At 70.2% G+C, this 10,596-nt stretch carries 14 protein-coding genes and 1 pseudogene; 5 read left to right on the top strand and 10 right to left on the bottom strand.

The window, feature by feature from the left end:
• Both ACZ68L_RS45720 and ACZ68L_RS45715 read right to left on the bottom strand, forming a co-directional pair.
• The coding region (locus ACZ68L_RS45720; protein WP_469590675.1) for a nuclear transport factor 2 family protein at positions 1 to 389 on the bottom strand (389 nt) is incomplete at its 3' end.
• 139 nt (positions 390 to 528) lie between these two features.
• Positions 529 to 846, bottom strand: coding sequence for a DUF6980 family protein (locus tag ACZ68L_RS45715; protein WP_469590673.1), 318 nt, complete (start codon positions 844 to 846; stop codon positions 529 to 531).
• A gap of 64 nt (positions 847 to 910) precedes the next feature.
• On the opposite strand from ACZ68L_RS45715, the pseudogene ACZ68L_RS45710 reads away from it, so the two are divergent.
• Together ACZ68L_RS45710 and ACZ68L_RS45705 are read left to right on the top strand one after the other, a co-directional pair.
• Positions 911 to 1,786: pseudogene (locus ACZ68L_RS45710) on the top strand (IS5 family transposase).
• A gap of 559 nt (positions 1,787 to 2,345) precedes the next feature.
• Positions 2,346 to 2,705: a hypothetical protein gene (locus ACZ68L_RS45705; protein WP_469590671.1), complete on the top strand. Its 360-nt coding sequence runs from the start codon at positions 2,346 to 2,348 to the stop codon at positions 2,703 to 2,705.
• Positions 2,706 to 3,008: 303 nt separating this feature from the next.
• On the opposite strand, the gene ACZ68L_RS45700 is transcribed toward ACZ68L_RS45705, so the two are convergent.
• The 3 genes from ACZ68L_RS45700 to ACZ68L_RS45690 form a co-directional block, all read right to left on the bottom strand.
• Positions 3,009 to 3,383, bottom strand: a complete 375-nt coding sequence (locus ACZ68L_RS45700) for a phosphotransferase (protein WP_469590677.1) — start codon at positions 3,381 to 3,383, stop codon at positions 3,009 to 3,011.
• A gap of 291 nt (positions 3,384 to 3,674) precedes the next feature.
• On the bottom strand, positions 3,675 to 4,946 hold the full coding sequence (locus tag ACZ68L_RS45695) for a wax ester/triacylglycerol synthase domain-containing protein (protein ID WP_469590669.1): 1,272 nt from the start codon (positions 4,944 to 4,946) through the stop codon (positions 3,675 to 3,677).
• Positions 4,943 to 5,173 carry a hypothetical protein gene (locus tag ACZ68L_RS45690; protein ID WP_469590667.1) on the bottom strand — a complete coding sequence of 77 codons (231 nt, stop codon included), beginning with the start codon at positions 5,171 to 5,173 and terminating at the stop codon, positions 4,943 to 4,945. Before ACZ68L_RS45690 ends, ACZ68L_RS45695 begins: the two co-directional genes overlap by 4 nt.
• A 447-nt stretch (positions 5,174 to 5,620) precedes the next feature.
• Here ACZ68L_RS45690 and ACZ68L_RS45685 point away from each other — a divergent pair, with 447 nt between their 5' ends.
• The gene (locus tag ACZ68L_RS45685; protein WP_469590665.1) at positions 5,621 to 6,076 is read left to right on the top strand and encodes a MarR family transcriptional regulator; all 456 of its coding nucleotides are present in this window, start codon (positions 5,621 to 5,623) and stop codon (positions 6,074 to 6,076) included.
• Positions 6,077 to 6,287: 211 nt separating this feature from the next.
• On the opposite strand, the gene ACZ68L_RS45680 is transcribed toward ACZ68L_RS45685, so the two are convergent.
• Positions 6,288 to 7,139, bottom strand: coding sequence for a LysR family transcriptional regulator (locus ACZ68L_RS45680; protein ID WP_469590663.1), 852 nt, complete (start codon positions 7,137 to 7,139; stop codon positions 6,288 to 6,290).
• 81 nt (positions 7,140 to 7,220) lie between these two features.
• On the opposite strand from ACZ68L_RS45680, the gene ACZ68L_RS45675 reads away from it, so the two are divergent.
• Together ACZ68L_RS45675 and ACZ68L_RS45670 are read left to right on the top strand one after the other, a co-directional pair.
• Positions 7,221 to 7,715 carry a cupin domain-containing protein gene (locus ACZ68L_RS45675; protein ID WP_469590661.1) on the top strand — a complete coding sequence of 165 codons (495 nt, stop codon included), beginning with the start codon at positions 7,221 to 7,223 and terminating at the stop codon, positions 7,713 to 7,715.
• A 165-nt stretch (positions 7,716 to 7,880) separates the two neighbouring features.
• Positions 7,881 to 8,618: a DJ-1/PfpI family protein gene (locus ACZ68L_RS45670; RefSeq protein WP_469590659.1), complete on the top strand. Its 738-nt coding sequence runs from the start codon at positions 7,881 to 7,883 to the stop codon at positions 8,616 to 8,618.
• Between the two features lie 287 nt (positions 8,619 to 8,905).
• Here ACZ68L_RS45670 and ACZ68L_RS45665 read toward each other — a convergent pair whose 3' ends face one another.
• The 4 genes from ACZ68L_RS45665 to ACZ68L_RS45650 all read right to left on the bottom strand — a co-directional run bounded on the left by ACZ68L_RS45665 (position 8,906) and on the right by ACZ68L_RS45650 (position 10,432).
• Positions 8,906 to 9,112: a hypothetical protein gene (locus ACZ68L_RS45665; protein ID WP_469590657.1), complete on the bottom strand. Its 207-nt coding sequence runs from the start codon at positions 9,110 to 9,112 to the stop codon at positions 8,906 to 8,908.
• Positions 9,109 to 9,729, bottom strand: coding sequence for an IS630 family transposase (locus ACZ68L_RS45660; RefSeq protein ID WP_469590655.1), 621 nt, complete (start codon positions 9,727 to 9,729; stop codon positions 9,109 to 9,111). The genes ACZ68L_RS45665 and ACZ68L_RS45660 overlap by 4 nt, the downstream gene beginning before the upstream one ends.
• 128 nt (positions 9,730 to 9,857) lie before the next feature.
• Entirely contained in the window at positions 9,858 to 10,094 is a 237-nt protein-coding gene (locus tag ACZ68L_RS45655; RefSeq protein ID WP_469590653.1) for a hypothetical protein, read from the bottom strand.
• Entirely contained in the window at positions 10,091 to 10,432 is a 342-nt protein-coding gene (locus ACZ68L_RS45650) for a hypothetical protein (RefSeq protein ID WP_469590651.1), read from the bottom strand. Before ACZ68L_RS45650 ends, ACZ68L_RS45655 begins: the two co-directional genes overlap by 4 nt.
• Positions 10,433 to 10,596 lie beyond the last annotated feature (164 nt).

The following is a 10,596-nucleotide window of genomic DNA, read 5'->3' as shown; positions in this document are numbered from 1 at the left end:
TCCGCCTCGAATGCCTGGGCGACGGCGAGGCTGTCCTCGTAGACATGGTGCCGGGTGACAAGGCTGTCTTCGACGGTGAGATGCAGAGCGAACCGAGCGCGATACGCACGCCCGGTGGGCCGGGCGGTCCGGCGGATCTCGCCGAGCACGACCGCGTCGTTTCCGTCGATGAGGATGCGCTCGACCTCAGTCGCCACGTGCTCCGGCATGTGGTGCTTGGCAAGCTCGCGATAGTGGGCGGCCGCGTCGGCCCGGGTGGACCGGTGACGGATCCACGGCGTGGCAGTACCGCCGTGCTCGGTCTCCGGCCAGTAGAGCCTCCAATCGCCCGGCTCGGCATACAGCTCGGCGATGCGCTCGGGGTCGCCCTCGCCGATTCTGCGCAGCAACTCCTCAACTACGGTGCGCGTGTTCGTAGATGCGGCTATGGACGTGGCTGACCTCTCCGTCCTGGTCCGCGTCCTCCGACGCGGAGAGATCGCCAATCCCTAGGCCGTGTATTGAAAGTCGATCAAGGTGCTGTCTGGCTCATCGCTTCTCATGTGGTGAGGTGAGCCAGCGATCGTCCTGAAACTCGGCCGGAACCTCGTCTTCCCATGGATCGATCCCGCAGCTTTCCAGTTCTTCGAACCACCGGTCCCGTTGCGACTCGGGGAGACGCTGCCCGCACCACGGGCAGAAGACGATCCCGATCCTTGAAGTGCCGCCGTCGTGGATGAACAGCCCGTACTCCTGGAACTTGGCGGTGAACCCAACCAGGGCGTCCGGACAGCTGGAGGGGTCATCGTGCTGGTCACAGTGCCAGCTCACCTGGCTCGTCATCTCTTCGCAGCAGTGGTGGGTCATGGCCCCAGTCTTTCGCGATCAGCACCCCGATCGGAAGCTGATCACGGTCTGGGTTGATCACCAAGTGGGACGTGGAGATCTGACGGACGCCGCAATGGGCCTGCCTGAAACCGTTGTTGCCGGTGGGTAGGAAGCTGGGCCGGCCGCCAATATGGACGAGGCGGCAGCTGATCGACGGCATACGGTGGCGTACCCGGACCGGGACGCCGTGGCGGGATGTGCCGGAACGGTACGGACCGTGGGGCCGCGTGTACGACCTGTTCCGCCGCTGGCAGCGGGACGGCACCTGGAAGCGGATCTTCGCCGAGCTGCAGGCCCAGGCCGACGCGAAGCAACTGATCACCTGGGACATCAACGTCGACTCCACCGTGTGCCGGGCCCACCAGCACGCCGCCGGGGCACGGAAAAAGGGGACCTGCAGGTCGAACCGCCCGGCGGCGTCGACACCGAGCCGGAGGACCACGGACTCGGGCGCTCGCGCGGCGGTCTGACCACCAAGCTTCACATGGCAGTCGAGCAGGGCCAGAAACCCATGTCGATCGTGATCACGGCAGGGCAGCGAGGGTACTCCCCGCAGTTCGAGCCCGTGCTGAAGAAGATCCGGGTGCACCGGCTGGGGCCCGGCAGACCGCGTACCCGACCCGACCGGGTACGGGCCGACAAGGCGTATGCCTCCCGCAGGAACCGCGCTTACCTGCGGCGTCGCGGGATCCGCTGCACGATTCCGGACAAGGCCGACCACGTCCGCAACCGAAAAAAGCTCGGCACTCGCGGTGGCCGGCCGCCGAAGTTCGACAAGGTCGACTATCGGGAGCGGCACGCGGTGGAGTGCGGCATCAATCGCCTCAAAAGGCATAGGGCGGTGGCCACACGCTACGAGAAGCTCGCCGTCCGCTACGAAGCAACCGTCCTTGTCGCGGCCATCAACGAGTGGCTGTGACCAGCACATTCGATACACGCCCTAGCAGGATGCTATCCGGCACAGCCGCATGGCTTTGTTCATGACTCGCGGCAGCAGTTGTTCACCGCTGCGGGAGGCGCCCGCAAGGCAGTGATGCAAATGTTCACGACCCCGAGCAGCATTACGGACCACGGACGCGGCACCCGGCGACGGTGCGGCCACTACGGACAACCTGTCCCCGTAGCCAGCGCTTTTGTCCCGCCCCTCCGGGAGCAGCAGACGGCCGATCTCGCCTGCGGCCCCGGAGCTGCTGCTCAAAGTCGTGAACATTCGACGTGGGCCGGCTGCCGCAGCGCCTCCCGAACTGCTGTCAAAACGCTGCTCACTGTCGCGTACAGAGCCACCCCTGGATGTTCACGAGAAGTGACGTCAGGGTGCCCACATTGCCGGATGCCGGAAAGCAGTCGTGCAGGCCGTCTGCCGTGCCCGGCAGGTGAGGGGCCGCGCCCGGGCGGTCATGATGATGAGCCGGGGGGGCTGGCGTTCTGGGGTCCGCCGGAGGTGAGAGAGGAAGAGGGTACCCGGGACCGTGATAGAGGTGTTCGACAGGGCCGTGGACGTGCTCACCGTGGCTTTGAGGCTGGGCTGCGTGTGGTTGGGATGGCGGACCGTGCTCCGGCCGCGCCGGCCACCGGAGTCGATCCAGGGACCTGTGTGGGTGGTCCGCGCCTGGGGGCTCGGCTATGTGCTGCTGGGGATCTCCCTCACCGTCGAGCCGGTGGCCCTGATTGCTGGCGGAGAGCCGGGCTGGCCAGTGGCCGTGATCCGCTGGGTTGCCGGACCGCTCGTGGTCGGCTCGATCCTGGCGGCGTTCCTGTCCCGGTGGTGGGAGCGCCGTCGGGCCCGGGCCATGAATGAGGGGCGGCACAGGCGTGAACCGGGCCGTCCCCTCGAGTGAAGCGGCGCTCGTGGCCGTTGCCTGCTGGGCGGTCAGCATTCAGCACCGCGTGTGAGGGCTGCCCAGGCAAGGACCCCAGCGACTTCAAAACTCGGGTTCTGGCTCAACTTCTGTGGTGCCGGCTCCGGAGGTGAGCCGACCAGGATGGTCGGCTCAGGAAATCTGCATGTCAGGGGCTGGAGCCGCCGTCGCGGCAAGGACCAATCCAGCGAGCTCCACAGAAGTTGAGCCAGAACCAAAACTCGTGAACATCACCCGACCGTGGATCCGGGCGCCTCCCAAACCCGTGAACAACTGACGGCACTACCCGTGAATAAAGCCAGGGGGCCCACTCCTGCCGGCTCGTGGATCCGGTGCGGATGGTGAACGTCCGCTGCAGGCGGGTCCGGTGGTGGCGTGGGCCCAGTCCACGAAGGTCACCCCGCGATCGTGGTCGCGGACCATGTTGTCGGCGCGAAGGTCGCCGTGGACGATCCGGTCGCCGTGAGCGAGTCCGGGCCAGGCTGCCTCGAGTTCGGCGAGCTCGTGCAACCGATGTCGTACGTCGGGTTCCAGGTCACCCGGCGGGTTCGCGCGCAGGACGTCCCAGGCGTGGAGGCCGACCGCGCCGGAGGGCGTGGTGGCGACCGCTGCGGTGCAGGGCGGCGGGGCGGGGCTGGAGGTGACCTTGGGGCCCAGATCTGCCCGGGGTCGGATGAGGCCGGGGACAGGTCGGGGTGCGGGCCGTCGAGGTGGGCGATAACGACGGCGGTCCAGTCGGCCGCGTGGTGGACGCCCACGAGGTCAGGGGCCGGGGCGCCGGAAGGCAGGGAGCCGAGGACTGCGTCTTCGTGGAGGTTGGCGGCCGTGAGGGGGTCGTCGGTGGGGGGCGGCTTTGACGAAGAAGCGGCGCCCGTCGGCGAGGGTCAGGGTGGCGGCCAGTTGGTGGCCGGGACGGAGGCTGGGGAGCGGTGGCCGGGGGCCGGCGGCCTACCGGTCCGGGCCGCCGTCGGCGGCGCGCCAACCGGAGGAGAGCAGCTCCGCCCAGCGGTCCGGTACGGCCAGCAGGGAGCTGCGGTCGGCGTCGGCCGCCACGCTGCAGCGGACCAGGTCTGTGGTGCGGGTGAACGAGACGTAGGCCGGGAAGCCCTCGAAGACGTTGAGGAGCAGCGCCGCCGAGCACAGCGGCGCGCCGAAGGCGGTGAGCCCTCCAGGCACGGTCACGCTGCTGACGACGAGTGGTGTGACGCGGGCGCGCAGCGCGGACCGGTACGTCCGGGCAGCGGTCTGTGGGGTGGCCCGGTTCTCCAACAGGGCGCGCAACGCGTCGCGTTGGCGGCTGCTCCGGACGGCGCCGGTCTGCCGGGCCACCGCAGCGACGGATTCGTCCAGGGTGCCGGCCCGGTGCGGGAGGACCAGTCGGTGGACGCCCAGACGGTTGCCGGGGCGGTGGCGTTCCTGCGGCGTCCGGGTCGACACGGCGGCGGTCGCCACCACGTCGCGCCCCATGCCCGTCGTGTGGTGTTCGCGCCGCAGCCGTGCAAGGACCATGCCGAGGGCGGCGAGGGCGACCTCGTTGACGGTGACGCCGTGGGTGTCGGCGAGGTGGCGCAGCGCCGGAAGCGGGACGTCGCGGCCGGTGGTGCGGCGGGAAGGGGCGGGGCCGGGCGCGGGCGGGGGAGTCCAGGGGCGGGGTCCGGCCAGGGTGCGGGCGAGGTCGTGCAGGGAACGCGCCAGGGCTCGGGCGGTGGGCGCGGTCGGCGGGTGCAGGCGGGCGCCTTCGGCGGACGTGTCGGACAGCAGCGCGGCGGCGGCGTGGGTCGCGCCGACACCGTCCAGGAAACCGTGATGGGCGCGCAGGCAGACCCGGAAGGAGCCGGGGCCGGTGATCAGCCGCACGTCCCAGGGCGGGACGCTCCCGGTGAGGTCGAACGGCAGTTGGGAGATCCGGTCCGTTTCCCGGTCGAGCGCGGCGCTGTCGGCGGCGTCGGTGTGCCGCACCCGCAGGTTCGACGCGGGGGTGCCGCGGAATGTGGGCAGGGCGGGCGCGCGCTCTGCGATCCGTTGCTGGAGCGCGGACGGGGCGGGCGGAGGGCCGGCGAAGTCCAGCGCGAGGGTGACCACCGGCTGCTGCTGCCCGTCGAAGGACAGCAGCGCCCGGTCGAGCGGGTTCGGGACCGGAGCGGGGACGGGCAATGGGCCCGGGGCTGCGGGAGGTTCGGCGTGCGCCGGGTGCGGATCCGTGGTGGCGGGGTCGGTCACAGCAGGACGTCCAGACAGGCGGGGCTGCGCTCGGCGAAGCCCGTACGGGTGGGATCGAAGGAGGAGTTGGGCCGCAGGCCGGGGACGGTTCCGGGCAACGGGCGCAGTCCGGCGGTGAGTTCGAAGCGGAACGGGTGCGCGTCGAGGCAGAGGCGCCGACTGGGGCCGAACCCCAGGTGCGAGGAGGCGGCCCCGCACCCGCGGCCGACCGTGCCACCGTTCAACACGCCGGGGTCCTGCCGCAACCGTCCCCCGTCGGTCTGTGGCCGCGGCACCTCGAACGGCAACCGGATGTGCGGAATCACGAACGAGTCCGACGGCGACGACAACGAAAAGGGCGAACGGGGCGAACAGGGGGAACAGGGAGAGCAAGGCGCGGACAGTGACACCCGAGAGCCTCCTCACCCGACCACGACGGACACCCCCGGCGCCCGAATCCGACCGTCACCGATAACCCGCCTGCGAACGGCCAGGTCACGGGCCCGCTCCCGTATTTCACCCGATTACCTGACCTGCCTGTGCCGCTCCGTGGAGGAAGCCAGAGACTGCCCGGGCGATCGCGTTCGAACTGGTTGCGGACGCAGGGGCAGTCGTGGCTGTGACGTGCGGAGCCGGATGGCCGGAGCGGTGCCGACTGTTGACCTCAACCCCGCTTGAGCTTTTAGGGTCCCGGCATGACGATCACGGAGTACTCACGGGACCGGCTGGCCGCCCAGCCCATCGGCTACTGGAGCGGGGTCGCGAACGAGATCATCGTCGGCAGCATCCGTGCCGCACTCGCCGAGGAGGGGCTCACGCAACCGCATTGGTGGATCCTCAACCACGTCGCCGGTGCCCCCGAGCAGTGGACCCGCGCCTCCCTCACCGCCAGGCTCTCCCCCTTCGACCGCCAGGACACCGACTTCGAGGCCGTCCACGCCGACCTCGCCTCCCGCGGCTGGATCGCGGAGCCAGGCGGCCGCCTCATCCTCACCGAAGCCGGGGAAGAGGGACGACAGCGCGCAAAGGCCCGCACCCTCAAGGCCCACGAGCAGATGCACGACGGCGTGGAGACCGGCGACTACGTCACCACCCTGAACGTGCTCCGCCGGATGATCGCCAACCTCGGAGGCAATAGCGACCTCCCCTGAGGGGGTGTCCCGTCGGTCATCGGTCGGGCGGGGGCCGGGGGCCGTCCGGCCGGACGAGTCCTGGCCGCCGCCGTCCCGGGCCCGGTCCGCGCCGGGAACAACACAGTGGCCGTGAAGCCGGACAGCAGATGTCCACCACTTCGGAGGCTGCGTCCCGAGGGCCGCGGCCGTTCGAGTCGTTCACGGGCTGCGGCAGCGCCGTCGCCGGTGTTCAGTGGCGGTACGCGGCTGTGGCGATCTCGATGAAGGATCGGATCAACAGGCTGGTGTCACCTTCGTTCCACACCGCCACCACTCGGCTCGGCGCCATGTCGATCAGCGGCACCATGACCAGCTCCGAGGGCAGGTCGTGCCCGAACGGGGCCAGGCTGATCGTGCCGTTCCACAGCACGGCATGCAGGCATTCCTGGACGGTGCGCACCACCGGGCCCTCGCGCGGGCTGCCCCCCTTCCAGTACGCCTGCCGGACGACGTCGGTTCCCCGCGGGAACTGGAACCAGCGGCGGTCGCCCAGGTCGGCCGGCCGCAATTGTTCGCGGCGGGCCAGCGGATCGTCGGCGCGCAGGACCACGCCGACCGGATCGGTCCGCAGCGTACGGACCGTCAGGACGGTCTCGTCGAAAGGCGCGCGGGTGAGGGCGACGTCGACCAGCCCGGCGCGCAGCCCGCACGTCGGGTCGGTCAGGTCGGTATCGCGGATGCGGATGTCGATGCCGGGGTGGCTCCGGCGGTAGGCGGCCGCCAGCCTGGACACTCCCGGGTCGGTGCCGTCGCCCAGGATGCCGACGGTGATGGTCGCGACACCGGCCGCCGCGCTCACGCGTACCCGGGCGCGGTCGGCGTGGTCGAGCAGGGCCCGTGCCTCGTCGAGCAGCACCGTGCCCACCGGGGTGAGCGTGACCCCGACAGGCGAGCGGGCAAACAACAGGGCGCCGATGTCGGCCTCCAGCCGCTTGATCGCCCGGCTCAGGGGAGGCTGGCTCATGTGCAGTCGGGCGGCGGCCCGGCCGAAGTGGCGTTCCTCGGCAATTGCCACGAAGTAGCGCAAGGTCCGTAGCTCCACGCTGCAACGATACCCACGAGGTATCGGCGCGGCAGAACAGGTCTTGGACACTTTCAGGTCCCTGGCGGCGCACTCGTGAGCATGACCGAAGAAGCAAGGACCAGCGAGCCGCAGACCGCCCCCGCCGTATCGGTGGTGGGCCCCGGCGACGGCGAAACGATCGTCCTGGGGACCACGCACATGCGCGTTCTGGAGGACGGCAGCCACACCGGGCACCGCCTCGCGACCGCCGAGTCCGTCCTCGCCCCGCACACCCAGGGACCGCCGCAGCACCGCCACGCCCGACACGACGAGGGCTTCTACATCCTCTCCGGCACCGTCCGGTTCACCGTCGGGGACGAGGACCACGACGCCGGCACGGGCACGCTCGTGATGGTTCCGCCCGGTACCCCTCACACCTTCGCCAATCCGGCCGACCAGCCCGCCGTCATGCTCAGCACATTCACCCCCGACCTGTACGTGCAGTACTTCCGAGGCCTCCAGGAGGTGCTCGCCAACGGTCGGCCGCTGACGCCACGGGCCAACATCGACGCGATGAGCCGCTACGCGACCGAGCCCGCCACCGACCTCGCCTGAGCCGACGGATCGGGCCTCCTCCCGGGCTCTTCCGGCAATCGACGCAATCGATGCACCGGCCACCGGACCGTGATCGGGCACAGCCCTCGACCGGCGTCGGCGGGAACTGGAGGAGACCGCCGTCCGACTCCTGTCATGTCGTCACTCCAGGAACAGGAGCACCACATGGATCGCAGGCAGTTACTCCGCGCCACCACCGCCCTCGGCGCCACGGGCGCGCTCGCGGCCACCGCCACCACCGCCCGGGCCACCGGATCGGGGCCGGCCGGCCCCGATCCGGCCCGACCGCTGCGCGTACAGGTCGTGATGTTCGACGGGGTCGAGGAGCTGGACTTCGCCGCCCCGTACGAGGTCTTCTCCGCCGCCGGGTTCTTCACCCCGCGCCCGGTGGAGGTCCGGTACGTCTCCGCCACCGGCGCCCGCCGGATCACCTGCGCGTACGGCACGGTCGTCCGGGACATCCGCCCCTGGGCTCCCGGTGAGGCGGATGTGCTCGTTGTCCCGGGCGGTGGTTACGCGCGGCGCGACAGCCCCGGCGTGTGGGCCGAGATCGACCGCGGCACGCTGCCCCGCGCCCTGGCGGACGTGCCCCGCCCGGGGCTGACCGTCTCGGCTCTCTGCACCGGCGTCATGCTCCTCTCGGCTGTGGGCCTTACGAAGGGCCGCCCCTGCACCACCCACCACAAGGTCAAACTGGACCTGGAGGAACAGGGCGGCCTGCTGAGGAACGCCCGCGTCGTCGACGACGGTGACCTCGTCACCGCGGGCGGCGTCACCTCCGGTCTCGACCTCGCCCTCTGGCTCGTGCGCCGCGAACTCGGTCCGGACGCGGCGACGAACCTGGAGGGGATGCTGGAGTACGAGGCCCGGGGCACCGTCTGGACTTCCCGCCCGACCCGCTGAGGACGAGCCGGAGTTCCCCGCGGCCCGGGGTGGTGGACGGAGTCCCACGCCGAAGCAGACGCCGTCGGGATGGACGCCGTCGAGAACGTACGGGCGCAGACGGGATCGCCCCCGTCGCTTACGAGGGCACGGGCAACGTCGGGCCGCGGTCGGGGCTGGAACGCCGGCCGGAGCGCGTCGGGCTCGACCGCCGTCGGCCGGAGCACCAGCCCACGACCTCCCGGGACGGGACGGCCCTCAGGCGGTCCGCGCCAGGGTTGCCGCCTCGCCGCGCTCCGACTGCGCGGTCAGGGCGGTACGCGCGGGCCACCCGTGGCCGTGCTGCCCGTGGCCGTGCCGTCCGGGCCCGCGCCGCCCGAAGCCGCGCCGTTCGTCGCGCGGGGTGCGAGGCGGCCCGTGTCGAAGCCCTTCGCGAGCCACCACAGCGCGAGTGCCAGCAGGACGAGGGCGAGCAGCGCCGCGCTCCAGCGGTCGGCGGTGCCGTCGAGCGTCATCGTCGCTTCCGGCCGCGGGTGCTGATCGCGGACATCGCGTTTACGGAGAACCGGTTCCCGGTGCGGCGGACGACCGGCGTCCGCCCCTGCGCACCCCAGGTACGGCCGGTGACCTGGTCCGAGGGGATGCCGACCTGGTCGGCGAAGAGGACTTCACCTTTCTCTGCCTTCGCCCTGGCCCGGATGGCCGGCCAGGTCTCCTCGTGCCAGAGGCGGACCGCTTCCGGATCCTGCTCGACGGCCCGTTTGTCGGGACGTTGGAAGGTCAGGCCCCAGCGTTTGAGGTACTTGCCCACGCCGGGCTCGGTGAAGCGGACCCGGTACAGCTTGAAGATCAGCTCGCCTATCTGCCCGCGTGTCCACAGCTGACCGGAAAGCCCCAGGTCGCAGGGGTTGTGGTCGAGCACGGCCTGCCGGATGGCGGCCTGCTCGGCCTCGGACAGGACCTGATGCTCCCCCACGCGACGACCTCGGGTGCGGGACAGCAGTGCGTCCCGTCCACCGGCCTGCCACTTGGCCCACCAGTTGTCCACTGCCCTGGCCGACACCTTGAACAGAGCGGCGACCTCCACACGGTCCCGGCCCTCCACCAGCCCGGACACCGCAAGCAACCGCACAGCCTCCTGCGCGTCCGGCGACCAGGCCCGCGCATCCCCCACCAAATCACTCACACACCGTCAACGAGTCTGAACCCAAAGCGTTTCGGATCAATAGTGGTCTGCGTCGTAAGTCCTTCGGGGGTTGATCATGCAGTCAGGGCGGCGGAGGATTCTTCTGGGTGATCGGCGGTGTGCCGGTCGAGCCTGACCAGCAGATCGTCCAGGTCGGAGGTGGTGAACTTCCACTGGAACGGCTGTGCCGTGGCGTTGTAGCGGTCTTCGAAGGCTCGGAGCCGGTCCCCGACCTGGGCAAGGTCGGTGAAGTCATTGGGCGTCACGACCTTGCGCCGCACGACGGAGATGAAGATCTCCACCCTGTTCAACCAGGAGGCGTGCAGTGCACTGGGGTGTGCACGAGCACCGCGTTCGGGAACGCCGCGGCCAGCCGGTCGGCGGCCTTCTTGCCGCAGTGGGAGGAGCCGTTGTCCACGACCCCCCGCTTCGCGCTCGTGTACGGCTCCTGGCTCATGACCTGGGCGACCAGGGCCATGAACGGGTCGATGCCGGTGGTCGCATCGCGGCGGCCGAACACCTTCGCAACGTGGTTGCGGCGTGGGTTGAGGGGAGTGCGTGCTACCTGATCGAGGGAGAGCCGGACCAGCTCGTACGCCGGGATCGATCCTTCGGTCTGAGCCTTCGCGGGCGGCGACCGCTTCGGCAACGTCGTTGGGCCTCCTTGGAACCTACGACAGGCCATATGTCAAGCAGCGACTTGCCGACACTTCCCAGTGCCCCACCGCCACAGCGGGTGAGTAGGCGTCAGAAGATCACCTGCAAGGGCTAATTGTCTTTCAATTTCCCAAGCACAATGCAATTTTGACGGTT

It is taken from the genome of Streptomyces sp. NPDC104309, assembly GCF_055584025.1.
The sequence above is the reverse complement of the archived record's forward strand: the minus strand, read 5'-3'. Positions and strand labels throughout refer to the sequence as shown.

Coding starts and splice junctions, on each gene's coding strand:
- ACZ68L_RS45715 (WP_469590673.1), bottom strand. CDS start 846: ATGACCCACCACTGCTGCGAAGAGATGACGAGCCAGGTGAGCTGGCAC.
- ACZ68L_RS45685 (WP_469590665.1), top strand. CDS start 5,621: ATGACGATCACGGAGTACTCACGGGACCGGCTGGCCGCCCAGCCCATC.
- ACZ68L_RS45675 (WP_469590661.1), top strand. CDS start 7,221: ATGACCGAAGAAGCAAGGACCAGCGAGCCGCAGACCGCCCCCGCCGTA.
- ACZ68L_RS45670 (WP_469590659.1), top strand. CDS start 7,881: ATGGATCGCAGGCAGTTACTCCGCGCCACCACCGCCCTCGGCGCCACG.
- ACZ68L_RS45665 (WP_469590657.1), bottom strand. CDS start 9,112: ATGACGCTCGACGGCACCGCCGACCGCTGGAGCGCGGCGCTGCTCGCC.